Annotated in this window: 15 protein-coding genes; 9 read left to right on the top strand and 6 right to left on the bottom strand. The window is 62.0% G+C overall.

Translation table 11 applies throughout. From position 1 onward, the window contains the following. Window positions 1-13 precede the first annotated feature (13 nt). Window positions 14-1237, bottom strand: a complete 1224-nt coding sequence (locus ATH90_RS03590; RefSeq protein ID WP_098465715.1) for a TolC family protein — start codon at window positions 1235-1237, stop codon at window positions 14-16. A 109-nt stretch (window positions 1238-1346) separates the two neighbouring features. Continuing rightward, entirely contained in the window at window positions 1347-2252 is a 906-nt protein-coding gene (locus tag ATH90_RS03585) for a cation diffusion facilitator family transporter (RefSeq protein ID WP_098465714.1), read from the bottom strand. Window positions 2253-2512: 260 nt separating this feature from the next. Between ATH90_RS03585 and ATH90_RS03580 the strand changes: the two genes are divergently transcribed. Continuing rightward, window positions 2513-3883 (top strand): GntT/GntP/DsdX family permease, encoded by a 1371-nt coding sequence (locus ATH90_RS03580; protein ID WP_098465713.1) that lies wholly within the window; start codon window positions 2513-2515, stop codon window positions 3881-3883. A 3-nt stretch (window positions 3884-3886) separates the two neighbouring features. Here ATH90_RS03580 and ATH90_RS03575 read toward each other — a convergent pair whose 3' ends face one another. Further along, complete coding sequence (locus ATH90_RS03575) at window positions 3887-5176, bottom strand: MFS transporter (protein ID WP_069021669.1); 1290 nt, start codon at window positions 5174-5176, stop codon at window positions 3887-3889. A 185-nt stretch (window positions 5177-5361) separates the two neighbouring features. On the opposite strand from ATH90_RS03575, the gene ATH90_RS03570 reads away from it, so the two are divergent. The 4 genes from ATH90_RS03570 (at window position 5362) to ATH90_RS03555 (ending at window position 10582) form a co-directional block, all read left to right on the top strand. Further along, the gene (locus tag ATH90_RS03570) at window positions 5362-6780 is read left to right on the top strand and encodes a short-chain fatty acid transporter (protein WP_034101937.1); all 1419 of its coding nucleotides are present in this window, start codon (window positions 5362-5364) and stop codon (window positions 6778-6780) included. Between the two features lie 137 nt (window positions 6781-6917). Then, window positions 6918-8618, top strand: coding sequence for an acid phosphatase (locus ATH90_RS03565; protein WP_098465712.1), 1701 nt, complete (start codon window positions 6918-6920; stop codon window positions 8616-8618). A gap of 123 nt (window positions 8619-8741) precedes the next feature. Continuing rightward, entirely contained in the window at window positions 8742-9911 is a 1170-nt protein-coding gene (locus ATH90_RS03560; RefSeq protein ID WP_098465711.1) for a hypothetical protein, read from the top strand. 146 nt (window positions 9912-10057) lie between these two features. Then, window positions 10058-10582: an SET domain-containing protein gene (locus ATH90_RS03555; protein ID WP_098465710.1), complete on the top strand. Its 525-nt coding sequence runs from the start codon at window positions 10058-10060 to the stop codon at window positions 10580-10582. Here ATH90_RS03555 and can read toward each other — a convergent pair. After that, entirely contained in the window at window positions 10579-11223 is a 645-nt protein-coding gene (can, locus tag ATH90_RS03550) for a carbonate dehydratase (protein WP_025856499.1), read from the bottom strand. The genes ATH90_RS03555 and can overlap by 4 nt on opposite strands. A gap of 139 nt (window positions 11224-11362) precedes the next feature. On the opposite strand from can, the gene ATH90_RS03545 reads away from it, so the two are divergent. Then, a complete protein-coding gene (locus ATH90_RS03545) occupies window positions 11363-11767 on the top strand; it encodes a hypothetical protein (RefSeq protein ID WP_034101927.1) in 405 nt (134 codons plus the stop codon). Between the two features lie 116 nt (window positions 11768-11883). Here ATH90_RS03545 and rimI read toward each other — a convergent pair whose 3' ends face one another. Beyond that, window positions 11884-12336 carry a ribosomal protein S18-alanine N-acetyltransferase gene (gene rimI, locus ATH90_RS03540; protein ID WP_003188286.1) on the bottom strand — a complete coding sequence of 151 codons (453 nt, stop codon included), beginning with the start codon at window positions 12334-12336 and terminating at the stop codon, window positions 11884-11886. After that, complete coding sequence (locus ATH90_RS03535; protein WP_098465709.1) at window positions 12329-13075, bottom strand: energy transducer TonB; 747 nt, start codon at window positions 13073-13075, stop codon at window positions 12329-12331. Before ATH90_RS03535 ends, rimI begins: the two co-directional genes overlap by 8 nt. Window positions 13076-13262: 187 nt before the next feature. Between ATH90_RS03535 and mksB the strand changes: the two genes are divergently transcribed. Genes mksB through mksF form a run of 3 tightly spaced genes read left to right on the top strand, consistent with a single transcriptional unit; the run spans window position 13263 to window position 18074 of the window. After that, window positions 13263-14540: an Mks condensin complex protein MksB gene (mksB, locus tag ATH90_RS03530; RefSeq protein ID WP_034101922.1), complete on the top strand. Its 1278-nt coding sequence runs from the start codon at window positions 13263-13265 to the stop codon at window positions 14538-14540. Next, window positions 14530-15237: an Mks condensin complex protein MksE gene (mksE, locus tag ATH90_RS03525; protein WP_012722059.1), complete on the top strand. Its 708-nt coding sequence runs from the start codon at window positions 14530-14532 to the stop codon at window positions 15235-15237. The genes mksB and mksE overlap by 11 nt, the downstream gene beginning before the upstream one ends. After that, window positions 15234-18074, top strand: a complete 2841-nt coding sequence (gene mksF / locus ATH90_RS03520) for an Mks condensin complex protein MksF (RefSeq protein WP_034101919.1) — start codon at window positions 15234-15236, stop codon at window positions 18072-18074. The genes mksE and mksF overlap by 4 nt, the downstream gene beginning before the upstream one ends. Window positions 18075-18118: the final 44 nt, after the last annotated feature.

The following is an 18118-nucleotide window of genomic DNA, read 5'->3' as shown; positions in this document are numbered from 1 at the left end:
ACTCCAGGAAAAATCAAAACCGGGCGAGGTCGCCGTAGATCCGTTCGATACGCACCCAGGCCTCAGTGGCCTGGGCGGTGGCCGTGAGGTACTGGGTGCGGGCCGCAATGAGGGTGCGCTGAGCGTCGAGCACGTCGAGGAAACTGAACTTGCCCATCTCGAAACCGCGAGTGGCGCTGTCCACTGCACTTTGGGCGGCGGGCAGGATCTGCTGGTTGAAGGCGCGCACTTCGGTATTGGCGGTTTGCCACAGGTCGAGGGCCTGTCGGGTTTCGGTGCGCAGGCGCAGTTCGGCGGCGTTGCGCAGGTCGCGCGCCTGGTCGGCGCGGCGAGTCGCTGCCAGCACGTTGCCCTGATTGCGGTTGAACAGCGGGATTGGCATCGACACGCCCACCAGGTTCACGCGCTCGCGCACGCTGGCGTCGTATTGGCTGCCGATGGACACGTCGAGGTCGGGAATGCGCTGGGCTTTTTCCAGGCCGACGCTGGCTTCGTTTTGCAGGATGCTCAGCTCGGCCAGGCGCAGTTCGGCAGTCTGCTCAAGGCGCGCCAACAGGTGGGCGACTGGCGGCAAGGCGGGAGTGAGTTGGTTTTGGCCAGCGACGGCCTGGAAATCCGTTACGGCGCTGCCGGTGCTGGTGGCCAGGCGGCGATAGGCGTCGGTGAGGCCAATTTGCGCGCGGTTCAACTCCAGGCGCATTTCCGACAATTGCACCTGCGCGCGAGTCGCTTCCACCGGCGAGGTTTTGCCTGCGGTGACACGGCCGTTGGCGACGGCCAGTCCGCGCTCGGCCACGTTCATTGAACGCTGCGCCAGGTCAAGGCGCTCCTGGGCGCGCAGGGCCCCGTAGTAGTTGTCGATGACGTCGGCACGCAAGGCATTGCGGCGCTGCGCCAAGGTCAGGGCGGCGGCGTCCTGTGCGCGACTCGCCACATCGATGCGCGCGCTGCGTTTGCCACCCAGTTCCAGGGTCTGGCTGAGTTTCACAGTGGTGGTGCGCGTACTGCTGCGGGTGTCTTCGGCGTCCCAGGAAGCGACCGGGTTGGGGATCAAGCCCGCCTGTTGGCGAGCGCCTTCGGCGATGCCGATTTCCCACTGTGCGGCGGCCAGGTCCGGGTTGTTGGCAAAAGCGGTTTGCAGCGCCGCGTCGAGGGTCAGGGGTTGTGCACCGACCCCTTGCGCCGTCGTCAGCAACACGACGATCGACCACAGCAATGTTCTTGCACGAATTGGCATGACGAGAGTTCCAGGCCCATGAAATGGCGGATAAATCCAAGCCGGGGCACTGTAGCTTTCGGTACTTATCAGAGCGGTGTGCAGAACATTACAAATCCGTTAGCCAGGCTCAGGCATGCACCTCGTCATGTTCGTCATGGGCAAAGCCGTCGCCTTCGACCTGGATGGTCGCGTGGGAAATGTCGAATTGTTCATGCAGCAGTTCCGTCACCTGGGTGAGGATGTGTTGTTCGGTGCTGAGCGCCGAATCCATCACCAGGTGGGTGCTCAGCACATTCTTGCCACTGGTGAGCGCCCAGATATGCAGGTCGTGTACATCCTTGATCCCAGGCACACCGCGAATGGCCTGCTCCACCTGGTCGATATCAATGCCGTCCGGTACGCCTTGCAGCAGCACATTCAGGCTTTCCTTGAGCAACGTCCAGGTACGGGGCAACACCCAGAAACCAATGGCTGCCGCAACCAACGAGTCGACCCAGCCCCAGCCTGTGTAAAGGATCACCAGCGCCGCGATGATCACGCCGATGGAGCCGAGCATATCGCTCCAGACCTCCAGGTAGGCGCCCTTCACATTCAGGCTTTCGCCGCTGGCGGCGCTCAACAGCCGCATGGAAATCAGGTTGACGATAAGCCCCAGCACGGCAATCACCAGCATGCCGGTGGACTGTATCTCGGCGGGCGCCTGCAGGCGCTGATACGCCTCGTAGAGGATGTAGAACGCGACAACGAACAACAGCAGCGCATTGAACGCCGCCGCGAGGATTTCGAACCGCGCATAGCCGAAGGTGCGCTTACGGTCGGCGGCGCGCTTGGCCACCTGGATGGCCACCAGGGAAATGCCCAGGGCCAGGGCGTCGGTCATCATGTGCGCAGCGTCGGACAACAGCGCCAAGCTACCCGTGATGAATGCACCAATGACCTCGGCAATCATGAAGCTGCCGGTCAGGCCGAGGGCGAGCCATAACAGACGTTCATGGCCGGCGCGTACCTTGGCGTGGCTGTGTCCTGCGCTCATGGAAAATCCTCAGGGTGGTGGGGCGTGGGGGCCTTATCGCCGGCAATCCGCTTGCTGCGTTAGGGCGAGGGGATCATAGAGCTATAGGCCAGATCGAATGGCACGGGTTGCACAATTGTCATCTGCGCGCCAGGCCGTCGTTACCTGTGGATGCACCAAAAGGGCGCTTGAACGCTCTGGAACAGTTGTATCAGGTATGCTTTTCGAGCAGGAAACAAAAAGAAACATATTTCCCAACCTGTTCGATAAGGAGTCCCGCTTTGGCGTTATCGACTGCTGCGTGGATGGTTCAAGACACCCGCCTCATGTTCTGCGTATTACTGGCGATCGCCAGCATCATCGTGCTGATCAGCGCGACCAAGTTGCCGCCGTTCCTGTCGATCCTGATCGGCACCTTTATCGCCGGCGTGGGCGCAGGCCTGCCGCCAGAAGAGGTGGCCAAGGCGTTCAGTAAAGGCGCGGGGGCGATCCTCGGTGAAGCCGGGATCATCATCGCGCTGGGCTCGATGCTCGGTGCGCTGATGGCGGAATCCGGCGCGGCTGACCGCATTGCCACCACGCTGCTCGGGTTGGGCAAGGGCAGGTCATTACCGTGGGTGATGGCGCTGGTCGCCATGGTGATCGGCTTACCGCTGTTCTTCGAAGTGGGCCTGGTGATGATGGTGCCGATCATCTTTGTGATGGCCAAACGTTCGAACCAGCCGCTGCTGAAAATTGCCATACCGGCGCTGGCCGGCATGACCACCTTGCACGCCCTGATGCCACCGCATCCGGGGCCGTTGATTGCGGTCGGCGCGTTGCACGCCGACCTGGGCCTGACCATGTTGCTGGGCTTCTGCCTGGCGGTGCCGGCAGTGATCCTGGCGGGCCCGCTCTACGGTAACTGGCTGTCCAAACGCCTTCACGTAGATGAACCGGCCGACATCGGCGCGCTGTTCAGCGCACCGCCCAAGGCACCGCGCCAGCCGAGTTTTGGCGTGTCGTTGCTGATTATTCTGTTGCCGGTGATTCTGATGCTGGGCAGCACCCTGGCCAAGGTCGCGCTGCCGGCCGAAAGCACGGTTGGCCTGACCTTGAAGTTCCTCGGCGAACCGCTGATCGCCCTCGGCCTGGCCGTGATCGCCGCCGTAATCTGCCTGGGCTGGGCCGCCGGCATGCCGCGCGCCGACGTCGGCAACACCCTGCGCAAAGCCCTCGCCCCCATCGCCGTATTGCTGCTGACCATCGGCGCCGGCGGTGGCCTCAAGCAAACCCTGCTGGACGCCGGCGTCAGCCAGACCATCAGCAAGGTCGCCGAAGGCGCACACATGCCCTACCTGCTACTGGCGTGGTTGATTGCCGTTGCGTTGCGCCAAGCCACCGGCTCGGCCACCGTCGCTACCACCACGACCGCAGGCATCCTTGCGCCGATGATGGCGGGGTTGGCGGCGACACAAAGCTCATTGGTAGCGCTGGCGATCGGTGCCGGCTCGGTGTTCTTCTGCCACGTCAACGACGCCGGGTTCTGGATGGTGCGTGAGTACTTTGGCTTGCAGTTGAAGCAGACGATCTGGGTATGGTCGGTGCTGCAGACCATTGTGTCGGTCGTGGGGCTGGTGGGTACGCTGCTGCTCTGGCACTTCTTGACTTGACGCCTAGGCAGCCAACGTGTGGCGCTTACCAAACAACGCCACACTCGCCACGCCCACCGCCCCCATCACCACGCAATAGCCCACGCAAATCCACGGGCGGGTGGGCATCAGCGCAATCAGCAGCAACGGCGTCGTGCTTGCCCACAGCGCGTAGGCAATGTTGTAGGTGAAGGAAATCCCCGACACCCGCACCTGCGCCGGGAACAGGCCGACCATCACCGACGGCACCGCGCCCACCACACCGCAACTCAGGCCCGCCACGGCATACGCCGCCCCCAGCCAGACGCCGCCGCTGATCAGGCTGGCGTACAGCAGCGCAATCCCGACCGGCAGCAACAGGCTGTAGACCAGCACCGCGCGCCACGCGCCGATGCGGTCGACCAGCAGGCCAGCCAGGACGCAGCCGATGTTCAGGAACACAATGCCCAGGGCGCTCAGGGCGAAGGTGTGGCTGGGGCTCATGCCGAAGGTTTTCTGCATCATGGTTGGTGTGATGACGACGAGCACCACCACAGCCGAGGTGAGCACACACGTGAGGATCATCGCCGGCAGCAACACCGCGCGGTGGTCGCGCAGTACGGTGCGCAATGGCAGTTCGGCTGCGGCCTGGCGGCGGGCCTGCATTTCGAGGAATACCGGGGTTTCGCTGAGCCAGCGGCGCAGCCACACGCCGATCACACCGAACACGCCGCCGAGCAGGAAGGGAAAGCGCCAGGCGTAGTCGAGGATTTCTGCGGGGGTGAACATTTGCGCCAGCAGGGTCGCGGTGAGCGCGCCGAGCAGGTAGCCGAAGGTCAGGCCGGCCTGCAGGAAGCCCAGGGCGTAGCCACGGTGGTTGGTCGGGGCGTGTTCGGCGACGAAGGTCCAGGCACTGGGCACTTCACCGCCCACCGCGGCGCCCTGCAGCACGCGCAGCGCCAGCAGGATCAGGGGCGCGAAATAACCGATTTGCGCGTAGGTGGGCATGATCCCGATGAGCAGGCAGGGCAACGCCATCATCAGGATGCTCAGGCTGAACACGCGCTTGCGCCCCAAGTGATCGGCAAAGTGCGCCATCAGGATGCCGCCCAGTGGGCGTGCCAGGTAGCCGGTGACGAAGATGCCGAAGCTTTGCAGCAGGCGCAGCCACTCGGGCATTTCCGGCGGGAAGAACAGCTGGCTCAAGGTCAGCGCAAAAAACACGAAGATAATGAAGTCGTAGATTTCCAGCGCCCCGCCCAGGGCGGCCAAGCCCAGGGTTTTGTAGTCGGAGCGGGAAAAACGCTGCGCCTGTGGGGAAGAGGTGGCAGTCATGTGGAGGCTCGGCAGGCAAACAAAATGGCGTGCAGGTTATGAGCTGGGCCAGGGGATGGCAATCACAGACGATATATTTGTTTTCCTCAACGATCGATGAAGATAACTGCATTCCCATATCAATGGCCGTAGCGGAACATGCCGGAAAACTGCCTGCACCATAATAAATACAAGAGGAAAGACTCGTGGCCGATGCTATCGAAGAAAGCCGCTATGCCCGATTTGCCCTGCGCTGTTCCAACTTCGCCGAACGCTGGTTTCCAGACTCCTGGGTGTTTGCCGCACTTGCCGTGATCATCGTCGCCGTCGCGACCCTGGGCATGGGCGCCGCACCGACCGAAGCCGCCAAAGCTTTTGGCGACGGGTTCTGGAGCCTTATCCCGTTCACCATGCAGATGGCCTTCGTGGTGATCGGGGGCTATGTGGTGGCCAGCTCGCCGCCTGCGGTGAAACTGATCGACCGCCTGGCGCGTATCCCGAAGAACGGCCGCTCAGCCGTGGCCTGGGTGGCGTTGATCTCCATGGTCGCCTCACTGCTGAACTGGGGCCTGTCCCTGGTGTTTGGCGGCCTGCTGGTGCGGGCACTGGCACGTCGCACGGATTTGCGCATGGACTATCGCGCGGCCGGTGCGGCCGCGTACCTGGGCCTGGGTGCCGTGTGGGCATTGGGGCTGTCGTCGTCGGCGGCACAGTTGCAGGCCAACCCAGCCAGCCTGCCACCGTCGATTCTGTCGATCACGGGCGTGATCCCGTTCACGGACACCATCTTCCTGTGGCAATCCGGCGTGTTGTTGCTGGCGTTGATCGTGGTGTCGCTGATCATCGCCTACGCCACCGCCCCCGGCCCGAACAGCGCTCGCGATGCCAAGGCCTGCGGGGTCGACCCAGCGTTCAACCTGCCCAAGCTGCAAGCCCCTACGCGCCCGGGTGAATGGCTGGAACACAGCCCGCTGCTCACCATTCTGTTGGCGTTGCTGGCGGCCGGCTGGCTGTTCCATGAGTTCTCGACCAAGCCGGCGATTAGCGCCATCTCAGGGCTGAACACCTATAACTTCCTGTTCATCATGGTCGGGGCCCTGTTGCACTGGCGCCCGCGCAGCTTCCTCGATGCGGTCGCCCGCGCAGTGCCAACCACCACCGGCGTGCTGATCCAGTTCCCGCTCTACGGCTCGATTGCTGCGCTGATGACCGTCGTCAAAGGGGGCGACGGCCAGACTCTGGCGCACCATATCTCGACCTTCTTCACCTCCATCGCCTCCCACGACACCTACGCGTTGCTGATGGGCGTGTACTCGGCGGTGTTGGGCTTCTTCATCCCATCGGGCGGTGGCAAGTGGATCATCGAAGCGCCTTACGTGATGCAAGTGGCCAATGACCTGCAATACCACCTGGGCTGGGCGGTGCAGATCTACAACGCCGCCGAGGCGCTGCCAAACCTGATCAACCCGTTCTACATGCTGCCATTGCTGGGAGTATTGGGCTTGAAGGCCCGGGACTTGATCGGTTTTTCGTTCGTGCAATTGCTGGTGCACACGCCGCTGGTGCTGTTCCTGCTGTGGGCGCTGGGGACGACGTTGAAGTATTTGCCGCCAGTGATGCCCTGACACGGTCAGTGTGGGAGCGGGCTTGCTCGCTCCCCCAGTGTTGATCTGGGGCCCCGCTGGACTGTCTTCGTTCCGTCACATTCCATTGCTACCGTCCTGCGAAATATCTTGCAACATTTCGCCAGGACTCCCCCACCATGAGTGACGATCACGAAGACCGCCCCGCCTCCGACTCCGAAGCGCAACCGCCCGTAGACACCAGCCGCCGGCGTTTCCTGGGGGGCGCGGCGGTATTGGGGGTCGGTGCGACCTTGACTGGTTGCGGCAATACCAGCGAGGCACCGGGCAAACCGGTGGCGCGGCCGCTCACGCCGCAGGAATTGGACAAGGCCTTGCACGACCAGGTGAAAACCGTGGTGGTGATCTATGCCGAGAACCGCAGCTTCAACAACCTGTTTGCCGACTTCCCCGGTGTGGAGAAACCGCTGTCGGCACTGTCGGCCGCCGACACCCAGCAACGCGACCGCGACGGCAGCGTGCTGACTACCCTGCCCCCGGCCTGGGGTGGCGTGCTACAGGTCGGCCCACAAACGGTGGACGGGGTGACCTACCCCAGCGAAGTCCAATTCCAGGAAAACCTCCCCAACGCGCCGTTCGCCCTCAAGGGCCCGAACGCCGAAGACTTGCCCCTGAGCCTGGTCACTCGCGACTTGTGGCACGTGTTCTATCAAAACCAGATGCAGATCAACGGCGGCAAGAACGACGGTTTCGTCGCCTGGGCCGATTCCGGTGGCCTGGTGATGGGCCATTACGCCCAGAGCCGCTACTCCCTGCGATTGTGGGACGTGGCCAAGGAGTTCGTGCTCTGCGATAACTTCTTCCAGGGTGCGTTCGGTGGCTCGTTCCTCAACCATCAGTACCTGATCAGCGCCACCGCGCCGTTCTACCCGAATGCCGCGCAATCGGTGGCCAAGGCCCAGATCGCCACGCTGCAAAGCGATGACCCTGCCGACCCGCGCCTCAAGCCACTGGACAAGTCTCCTGCCAGCGCCATGAGTGGCCCGCCGCAGTTCGGTCCCAGTGCCTTGACCCCGGATGGTTACGGCGTGAATACCCTGGCCCCGCCCTATTGGCCGACCTGGATCCGCGACCCGGAAAACCCGGATTACTCCAAGCCCGACCTGCCCAACGTGCTGGTGCCGCAAACCCACGAGCACATCGGTGACAAGCTGTCGAAAAAGAACATCGATTGGGCGTGGTACGCCGGTGCATGGCAAGCGACCCTGGACCAGTTCAAGGATTCGGGCGGTATCCCGAAGATTCCGAACTTCCAGTATCACCACCAACCGTTCAACTACTTCAAGCAACAAGGTCCGCAGAATCGGGCCGAGCGTGATAAGCGCCTGCGCGATGGCGGTTTGGGTGACGAATCAAGCACCAACCGGTTCTTTGCCGATGCCGAGGCCGGCAAGCTGCCCGCCGTGACCTTCTACAAACCCCAAGGCAACCTGAACATGCACGCGGGCTATGCCGACGTGGCCTCGGGTGACCGCCATATCGCGCGTGCCTTGAAGGTGCTGCAAGAGAGCCCGCAGTGGAACAATATGGTGGTCGTGGTGACCGTCGATGAGAACGGCGGTTGGTGGGACCACGTGGCACCGCCCAAGGGCGACCGTTGGGGCCCGGGTACGCGCGTCCCGGCGCTTGTGGTGTCGCCGTTCGCCCGCAAAGGCACGGTCGACCATACGGTGTATGACACCGCATCGATCCTGCGCCTGATCACCCGGGTATTCCAACTGGAGACCCTGGATGGCCTCAAGCAACGCGATGACGCAATGATCGCCCGTGGCCAGAAACCCATGGGCGACTTGAGCAACGCCTTGCAGTTCAACCGGTAGGTTTTCTTATCCAATAGCGACACGCCCGGTGATTTAGCACGCGGTTTTCCTGGTCAGCCGCTACTGTGTGGAGGTGGGCTTTTCACCCCGCGCAGACGGGCTTTCGCTGACAAGGAAACAACAATGTTCAAACCGACCAGGCTGTCCTTCATCCTGGCCGCACTGATGGCGAGTGCGGTCGCTCAGGCCGACATCGAGGTTCCGCTGGGGAGCACCCAGCGCGTGACCCAACTGTTCGCCTACCCCAATAACTGCAATGTGATCTGTTTTCGGCCATGGACGCTGGAGCAGACGGCCGAGCATTATCTGAACCAGAGCCTGCAACGGGACGGGTACGGTCGGGCGAAAGTCAGCGTCAAGACCCATGACGGGCAGGTCTCAGCGAGCTTCAGTGGTGTACCGGACAGTTATGGCCAGCCCCTGACGGCGTTGCTCGACACCGCCGACCTCGCCTATCAAGGCGCCAGCCAGCTCAACAGCGACGGCAAGTGGGCCTATAACTGGTACCTGTTCCTGCCGCTGGGCATGGCGCTGGAGAACCGCAAAAGCATCGAGCTTTTGCACTTTCCACCCGATTACTCGCTGACCCAAGCCCAGGACTACCTGGAGTCGGCCACCACCGACCGCTGGGCCACCTTGCTCACGGACAATGGCATCCCGGCCACCGAAACGCCGGCTTACCAGACCATCATCGATATCGCGCCCATCGCGGCACCGTCCAACGCGGGCAAGGACCTGGAAACTGTCTACAGCTATTTCACCGACTACCAGACGCGCATGGTCCAGGAACTGAGCCTGTCCGCCAAAGGCGCGTTGCCGATGGTGGCGTTTGGCGCGCCGGTGCGCAATTGGATCAAGCAACAGTACGGGCAGACCGTGAACGTGTTGAGCCTGGCGCAGATCAACCCGGTCGCAGGCAAAACCGTCCCGGTGCTGGGCGCGAACCACCCCAGTTACATCTGGTATGCCGCCAGCCCCGACACCTACGAGGGCGATAAGCAGAAAGCCGACGAGGCCGGTTTGAAGGTCATGGGCCAGGACCTGAGCGCCGCCTGCTGGCAAGCCGGTATGGGGCAGAAGCCGGCGAGCGATCCGAATGTGCTGCTCAAGGCGTGCGTGAACACCTGGCAGGTCACACGCAAGGAGCAAACCTGCGAGTTGTTCTATACCTCGGTACGCAACCTGTCCCCGGAGGACGCAAACGCGAAATGCGCCACGCCCGCCATCAAGACCCAGTTGAAACAATTGAGGAATGCCGCGCCCACCCCGGCCATTACCGCCCCGGCGCTGTAGGTCACACAAAGACAACCGATTTCTACTGTCAACATTGACAGTAGAAATCGGCGCCCTGTTCAGCGAGTCTTGAGCTGCGCCCATCAGCTGCAAGACTGGTAGTCAGGCACCACCCGCAGGTCGATGCAGCCTAAACCAGGAGAGTTATGAAGACTCAAGCCATGGATAAGGCTAAAACTGCTGTGAGTGAATGCCTTTACCCTTTCAAGTCCAAGCTCGGACAAGGCGGCTACCCTTCGAGCGAGCAATTCGAGGTTGTGCGAGACACCAGCGGCATGGGTGCACGGATCAAGACGCGTGTGGCCTTCGACAGCCGCATATGCATCGCCAGGATCTCCGGCTACGCCCTGAGCGAGCGACGCGTGCACACCTTGCAGTTGTCACCCCGTATCCACCTCTACGACTGTTGGTTCAGTGGGCTGTTCTCACACTCGTGTGAACCGAACGTGTTTCTCGACCTGCACTACCTGGAAGTCTGGGCGCTGCATGAAATCCGTGCAGGCACGCTGCTGACCATGGACGTTGCGACCACCGAAGACGTGCTGTCCCGGCAGTTCGCCTGCCAATGTGGCGAACTGAACTGCCGGGGCTGGATTACCGGCCACGATGAGCCATTGAACGCCGAGGGACAGGCGTTCATGGCCCAGTGGCGCGAGCGCAAACGCCGTTAGGCTTCACCCAACGGACGCAGGCGATATTGCGGCGGCAACTGCTCGAACCCACTGATGGTGGTGTTCAAGCTTTTCCAGCGGCCATCCTTGATGCCATAGATGCAGCCATGGATCGACAGGCTCTGCCCGCGGTGCCAGGCGTTTTGCACAATGCTGGTATGACCGACATTGGCCACTTGCTGGATCACGTTCAGCTCGCACAGACGGTCGACGCGCTCTTCTTCAGTCGGCAACTGGGCCAGCACGTCGCGGTTTTCGTAGTAGAGGTCGCGAATGGTGCGCAACCAGCCGTCGATCAGACCGAACTGACGGTCCTGCATCGAGGCGCGCACGCCGCCACAGCCATAGTGGCCAGTGACAAGGATGTGTTTGACCTTGAGCACGTCCACCGCGTACTGGATCACCGACAGGCAGTTGAGGTCGGTGTGCAACACGACGTTGGCCACGTTACGGTGCACGAACAGATCACCGGGCAGCATGCCGACGATCTCGTTGGCCGGTACCCGGGCATCGGAGCAACCGATCCACAGGTATTCCGGGGTCTGCTGGCGGGCGAGCTTGGCGAAGAATTCGGGATCTTCCTGTTTGATCGCGTCCGCCCAGCGTTCATTGTTGTCAAGCAGGTCTTGTAGTTCGTTCATCAGGGAAAGCCTCAGGAATGATGCGCAGTTTTGTGACTGACAACCCCTCGTCCAGGTCACGCCGCGCGCAAATTAGCTTGAATCTTTGGGGAGCAGCGCCTGTCCACACACTATAAGCCCCACAGTATGAGGATTGGCCATGACTGAATCACGACGTCCCTACGGTGCTACGCAGCCCGAACCCATTGATGACACCGAAGACCGCATGGGCTCGATGCGCGAGCTGGATTTTGACCAGGAAACACCGACGGCGGAAATTGGCGATGAGATCCCGCCCCGCGAGCGCGAGCACCTGATGCCCGACGAACGCGTGCGAGAGGCCGGGATGACCGGTGCTTCGACGGATGATCATGAATCGACTGACGATGACATGAGCCCCGAAACGCTGATCCATGAAGATGGCGCGCGGGATGCCCAGGAAGCCGGGGAAGGCGAGCAGGCAGATTGGGACTTGAGTATCGTCGATGAAGACGAGATTGGCGGCGGGAATGGGTTGGATGAAGCCGAGCTGGCCGACATCGACCCCGTCGACGGCAACCGCTGAACCAGCAGAACCCGCTGTGAAACGCGGCCTCTGTGGCAGCTGGCTTGCTTGCGATTGCGCGGGTGAAACCACCATCGCGATGGCGGGCAAGCCGACTGCCACAAGGGATCAAGCGCTTAATCCACGAGGGTGCAGGCCATCACGACCGCATCTTCGCGGCCGCCTACGGCTGGGTAGTAGTCCCGGCGACGGCCGATTTCATTGAAGCCATAACGCTCATACAAGCGAAATGCGCCAGTGTTGCTGTCGCGTACTTCCAGGAAGCATTCCCGGGCGTTGGCGGCATAGGCGCGGGACATCAGGTGTTCCAGCAACGCCAGGCCAAGGCCACGGCCCTGGTTTTCCGGCTTGACGGTGATGTTCAACAGATGAGCCTCGTCGAGGATGATCTGCACCACTCCGTGCCCCACCTGCTGCTCACCTTCAAACATCAGCCAGATCTGGTACTTGCCCAGTCCGTCAAGGAAGATTCCACGGGTCCAAGGGTGGCTGAACGCCGCGTATTCGATTTTCAGCACGGCGTCGAGGTCGGCCTCGGTCATCGGGCGGAAGGATAAAGCCTCACTCATCGGTTGTTTTCCAGCGCGCCATCAGCCGGCGCATGGCTTGCCAGACATCAGCCTTACGCTGTGGCTCTTCCATTAATAATTCCAGGCCCGGCAGGGCCCACACCGCCCCCAGGCTTTCGACCTGGAGTTCGCGGTACCAGGCTTCGGCATTGGCTTCGCCGGCAAACCGCACAGCGGGCAAGCCGATCAGCCACAGACACACGCAGGGTTCATCTTCCAAGCGCGCCGACACAAAGCCTTGCACAAAATCCCGCGCAGCTTCCGGGCCCTGGTCCATGGTGCCGCGTACCAGCAACGGCCAGCGCACCGGGTCGCCGACGATCTGTGGGCTGTCGGGCAGGCCGGCGGCGCGCAGCATGTCCTTGAGCAGCATGTAGGCGGGGTCGCGGGTCTGGAAACGTTCGCCGGTTGGCAATTCCACCAGTAGCAGGCAACGCCCGGCTCGCAGCAATTGCAGGGCGAAACGCGGAGGCGGCACCACCGGCGCCTTGACCACCGCAGCAGGCTCTTCGACCACCTTGGCTGCCTTGGCCACGGGCGCGGGGCGCGGCACTTCGATCTTACCCCGTTCGACGACCGGACGCGTTTGCGGGGTGGGTTTGACCACTGCTACCGGCGCGGCCGCCTCCTCACCCGAGGACTCGAACGCCTCATAGGGCTCGGGCGCCTGCAACAGCTCGGGCCGCGATGGCGCGGCAAACGGCAGTTCGGTGCGGGGCAGCCAGTTGACCACCTGCATGGCGGTCAAGTAAGCGCGACGTCGGGACTCGATAAGCACAGCTCGGCCACTTGTGGATAACTAAAGTGCGGGGATTCTAACGCTGTTCGGCAACAATCGCCCACTGTGCACTGACCGGCTGTGGATAAATCCCGCGCCCGATGCAGTACAATCGCGACTTTTAATCGCCAACCAGCCGGCCATTCCCATGATCGAACCCAAGCGCGTCCTGCGCGCCCTCGCCGAACACTGGGCCTTACTCGAGCCTCTGTGCGAACACTTCGACCAAGGCACCCTGAGCCTGGGTGAACTGCGCGCACAACTGGCCGCCCAACAACTGGACAGCACGCCCCAGGACATCACCAGCCTGCTGGACGTGTGGATTCGCCTGGATATCCTGGTGCCTGTCGCCAAGAGCCCGAACCGTTTCGAGCTCAACGCACAGATCCACGACTTCCTCGCCTATCTTCGCAAGGAGCACCGGCTTGGCCTGTGCCTGGAAATCGAAGCCTACCTGCGCCACCTGGAGCGCTTGGCCGGTTATATCCAGGACGCTTTCGACATCCGTGATGGCCACGACCTGGCCCGTCAACTGCGCCTGCTCGACATGCGCGTGCGCGACGTGCTGAAAAAACTTGCCAACGACGAACAGGCCCTCGCCGCCGTGGCCGACCGGGCCAAGACCAGCGACCGGCAGATCCCGCTGCGCCAGCGTTACGCCGAGGTACTGGCGACCTGGGACGAATACGTCGAACCGATGATCCAACTGGTGAACGCCGACGGTGCCTTCGAACAAGGCGTGCGCAAGGTGGAAAATGTGTTGCTGCGCATGCTCACCGAGCAGCAGCGTCTCGGTCACCTGGTGGACGACGACATGTTGCTGCGGACCCACGCACGCATTCTCGAAATGCAAACCAGCGCCCAACTGACGCTGCGTCATGCCCGCGAATTGCTGCTGCCACTGCGGGAAGAAGCGCGCCGGCACAACGCCGTCACCCGTGGCGCCGCGCTGGCGCTGTCGGCCATACGGCGTAAAGGCCTGGACGCGGTGCCGCAAGCGGCGATGCCGATGTTCACCCGGCCGCAAAGCACCTTCCTCGGCAGCGCGAGCCAGGTAGAGGCGTACGTGTACGCCCTGGCGAATTTCGAGCCGAAACCGGCGCGCTTCCCCAAGGCGCACAAATCCCACAAGGGCGATGCCCAGCGTGCGCCGCGCACCGTCAAGGAAATGCTCGAACGCTGCGAAGACGCCCTGCCGATGCCGGACCTGATGACCTGGCTGCTGGAACAGGAGCCGGACGGCGCCACCGACGAATTGCTGTACTGGTTCTCACGGCTGTCTCGCGAAAAACGCTTCAAGCGCGAACGCCTGGAACGCCGCGATTACCACACACACGAGCATCAGGTCAGCCTGCGCTCATTCGCCCTGCTCCCGGCCACGCCTGACGCCGCCGAGAATTCTGCGAGCACACCTTATGCATCTTGATCTATCCGAACTGTCCCAGCTGGCGCCGATCTTTCGCGAGCTGTTCAAGGGTTACCACGTCAGCCGCCGCGACCCGGAGCTGTACGCCCAACTGTCGAACTTCCAGGACCAGTACCGCACCCTGTTCAAGGCCTTGGGCTTTGAGTTGGTGTGCGATACGCGCGGTTTCTACTACTTCGTACCCGACTCCGCCATCGCCAGTGCACAGGTGAACAAGACCGCCCAGCGCCTGGCGTTGTTCACGTTCATCATCGTCGAGCACCTGGCCGACCAGGGCCGCGACCCGATCGCCGTGCTCGACGGTGGCAGCCTGGGCCGTGATGAACTGCCGTCGCTGCTGGAAAAGTACCGCGACCTGTTTATCCAGGCCGAAGTGCAGACCCAGGAAGAGCTCGAAGAAAAAATCATGCGCCGTATGACCCAACTGGGTTTTGCCAGCGAAGACAACGGCATCTATCGTTTCCTGCCGCCCATGCACCGCTTCCTCGATGTGTGCCTGTCGGTACAGCAGGACCGCGATCTTGCGGCCAGCGTCCACAGCGTGCTGCCGCTGCCGGCACCGGTGATCATCGACGAAGACAGCGATGAGAAATTGCTGAAAACCGACGATCCACTCGACTTGAGCGACTTCGCGGATGAAAGCGAAGAAGACGCACTGGCCCGCGCCATTGCCGAAGAACAGGAGACCGATGCATGAGCAAGGAACGCTACGGCATCCGCCGCTTCGCCCTATTGAACACCGCCGGCTACAGCCTGGGTTTGTTCCCGCTGGAAGAACCGTTGTCGGTGTATGGCGCAAACAACCTGGGTAAATCCGCGTCGATCAACGCCTTGCAGTTCCCGATCCTGGCGCGCATGTCGGACATGAGTTTCGGCAAGTACACCCTGGAGCAGTCACGCCGCTTCTACTTTGCCACCGACACCAGCTACATCCTGGTGGAAGTCGCCCTGCCCCATGGCCCGCACGTGATAGGCGTGGTCGGGCGCGGCCCCGGCGGCGGGTTCGGTCACCAGTTCTTCGCCTATGCCGGCAAGCTGGACCTGGCTCACTACCAGAAAAACGACACCTGCCTGCGTCAGAAAGAGCTGTTCACCAACCTGGAGCGCGAAGGCCTGAAAGCCTACGAACTCAAGCCGGATGAACTGCGCCGTCTGCTGGTAGGCGGCCACACGTCGATCCCGCTGGACCTGACGTTGATCCCGCTGCGCTCCACCAGCGAGCAGAGCCTGAAGACCTTCCGTGCGCTGTTTATCAACCTGCTGCACATGCGCGAAATCACGGCCGCCAAGCTCAAGCAATTGTTCCTGGACGCCTTTGAACACAGCCTGCGTTCCGGCAGTGTGGATTACATCGCCGCGTGCGAGGAAGCCTTCCGCGATGTGCGACGCATGGAGCAGGACTACAACTCCCTGGTCGCCGCCGGCCCGCTGGTCGAAGCGCTGTCCAATGGCGTGAAGCAACGCGACATCCTGCGCGGCAAATTGCATCGCCTGTCGCCGCTGTTGGATTCGCTGCTGGGCACCTGGTCGGACTACGCCAGTGCGCGCAAGGAAGAGCTGACCATCCAGGCCGAGCACTACCGCAACGAGCAGGACGCGCTGCAAAACGACCAGCGCGGCGGTACCCAGGAGCTGATGCGCCTGGAGCGGGAAATCAGTGGGATCCAGCGTTGGTTGGGCGAGTTGTCGGTGCTCAAGCATCGCTTTGCCCTGGTGGATGACGTCAAGGTGCTGGAGCAGCAACTGCTGGCGGCCAAGGATGCACACGATGAATTGGCGGGCGCCCTGGCGCAGTCGCGACAGTTCAGCGCCGAGGATTTGGACGAGCGTCTACGCGACCTGGAAAAGCGCTTGAAGTCGGTCAAGCAGCAGCTCGACCACGCCGACAACAACAGCTACGCCAAGCTGCGGGAAGAATTCTCACAGCAGGACGTCGAGCGTCTGATGCGCCTGTTCAACAGCTCGTTGTTCAGCCTGCCGCTGGGCGAGCATGGCATCACGCTGGATGAGGAAGGCCAGTGGGTCAAATCCCTGGAGCAGATCCTCGACGGCTTCAAGGGCGAGCGTTTTGAAGTGCCGGGGCTGTCCATCGACATCTCCCACATCGAACCCCCGGCATTGCAGGCGCTGGCGGATCGCGCGGCGTTGCGCGACCAGAAAGAACGCCTGGAAAAAGAACTCAAGCAGCTGAAAACCCAGCAAGCTGTCGCCTCCGACCGCGCCGCAAGCAAGACCCAGACCGAAGCGCTGTACCAGCAGGTACTCGACGCGCAGAAGGCCCTCGAAGACTTCCGCCGTGCACAAACCCTGAGCGCAGAGGAAGGCGAGAAGCTGGAAAACCTGGCGCAAATGGAAGCGGCGCAGGATGAGTTGAAGCGTTCCAGTGATGCCTTTACCGAGCGCGTCCAGCAACTGTCGGCCAAGCTGCAACTGGTGGGTCGCCAGATCGGCGATATGGAAGCCAAGCAACGTACGCTGGATGACGCGTTGCGTCGTCGTCAGCTGTTGCCGGCGGACTTGCCGTTCGGCACACCGTTCATGGACCCGGTCGACGATTCCATGGACAACCTGCTGCCACTGCTCAATGACTACCAGGACAGCTGGCAGGGCTTGCTGCGCGCCGATGGCCAGATCGAAGCACTGTATGCACAGGTGCGCCTCAAGGGTGTGGCCAAATTCGACAGTGAAGATGATGTCGAGCGTCGCCTGCAGTTGCTGATCAACGCGTATGCACACCGTACTGATGAAGCACTGACGTTGGGCAAGGCACGCCGAGCGGCCGTCACTGACATTGCGCGCACCCTGCGCAACATTCGCAGCGACTACGACAGCCTTGAGCACCAGTTGGCGTTGTTCAACCGTGAGATCAACAAGCGTCAGGTCTCCAACCTGCAAAGCTTCCGCATCGTGCTGGCGCCGAACAAAGAAGCGCTCAAGCATATCGACCAGATCATTCACAGCGCCGGCCAGTATGAAGAAGGCGAAACCCTGTCGGTGTTCGACCTGAGCCAGAGCGCCGAGCAGGACAACAAGAACGAAGAAGCCAAGGAATACCTGGCTCGCCTGGTGGCCGCCAACCATAACCAGTTGGGCCTCAAGGACTTGTTCGAGCTGGCGTTCGAAATCACCAAGGTGCATGGCCAGCCAGTGATCCATACCGACATCGATGGTGCTGCATCCAACGGCACCACCATGACGATCAAGGCACTGACCAACATGTACTTGTTGCTGCACTTGATGGACCGCGACCAGGCCGGTCGCGTGCGTTTGCCGTACTACCTCGACGAGGCGGCAGACATCGATGAGAAGAACCAGGCCGCGTTGCTGGAGACCAGCTTGCAGTTGGGCTTCGTGCCGATCCTGGCCAGCGTGAAACCACAGGTGTCCGCCCAGGTAGCAATCGACCTGGAAGGCGGCAGTGGGCCGAATGGCATCTACATCGATGAGGCGGATTGGAAGTACATCCGTCGCCTCGATGTGGTGAAGGCGACGATGAATGTTCAGGCCGATGAGCCGGAGCTGGATGAAGTCTGAGCCACGGCGCTGAAACGCAAAAAGGCCGCGATCTTATGGATCGC

This window comes from Pseudomonas lurida (assembly GCF_002563895.1).
Taxonomy (GTDB): domain Bacteria; phylum Pseudomonadota; class Gammaproteobacteria; order Pseudomonadales; family Pseudomonadaceae; genus Aquipseudomonas; species Aquipseudomonas lurida.
Note: the sequence above shows the minus strand (reverse complement) of the source record. Positions and strands in the feature narration are given on the sequence as shown.

Coding starts and splice junctions, on each gene's coding strand:
- ATH90_RS03590 (WP_098465715.1), bottom strand. CDS start 1,237: ATGCCAATTCGTGCAAGAACATTGCTGTGGTCGATCGTCGTGTTGCTG.
- ATH90_RS03585 (WP_098465714.1), bottom strand. CDS start 2,252: ATGAGCGCAGGACACAGCCACGCCAAGGTACGCGCCGGCCATGAACGT.
- ATH90_RS03575 (WP_069021669.1), bottom strand. CDS start 5,176: ATGACTGCCACCTCTTCCCCACAGGCGCAGCGTTTTTCCCGCTCCGAC.
- ATH90_RS03565 (WP_098465712.1), top strand. CDS start 6,918: ATGAGTGACGATCACGAAGACCGCCCCGCCTCCGACTCCGAAGCGCAA.
- ATH90_RS03560 (WP_098465711.1), top strand. CDS start 8,742: ATGTTCAAACCGACCAGGCTGTCCTTCATCCTGGCCGCACTGATGGCG.
- ATH90_RS03555 (WP_098465710.1), top strand. CDS start 10,058: ATGAAGACTCAAGCCATGGATAAGGCTAAAACTGCTGTGAGTGAATGC.
- can (WP_025856499.1), bottom strand. CDS start 11,223: ATGAACGAACTACAAGACCTGCTTGACAACAATGAACGCTGGGCGGAC.
- ATH90_RS03545 (WP_034101927.1), top strand. CDS start 11,363: ATGACTGAATCACGACGTCCCTACGGTGCTACGCAGCCCGAACCCATT.
- rimI (WP_003188286.1), bottom strand. CDS start 12,336: ATGAGTGAGGCTTTATCCTTCCGCCCGATGACCGAGGCCGACCTCGAC.
- ATH90_RS03535 (WP_098465709.1), bottom strand. CDS start 13,075: ATGCAGGTGGTCAACTGGCTGCCCCGCACCGAACTGCCGTTTGCCGCG.
- mksB (WP_034101922.1), top strand. CDS start 13,263: ATGATCGAACCCAAGCGCGTCCTGCGCGCCCTCGCCGAACACTGGGCC.
- mksE (WP_012722059.1), top strand. CDS start 14,530: ATGCATCTTGATCTATCCGAACTGTCCCAGCTGGCGCCGATCTTTCGC.
- mksF (WP_034101919.1), top strand. CDS start 15,234: ATGAGCAAGGAACGCTACGGCATCCGCCGCTTCGCCCTATTGAACACC.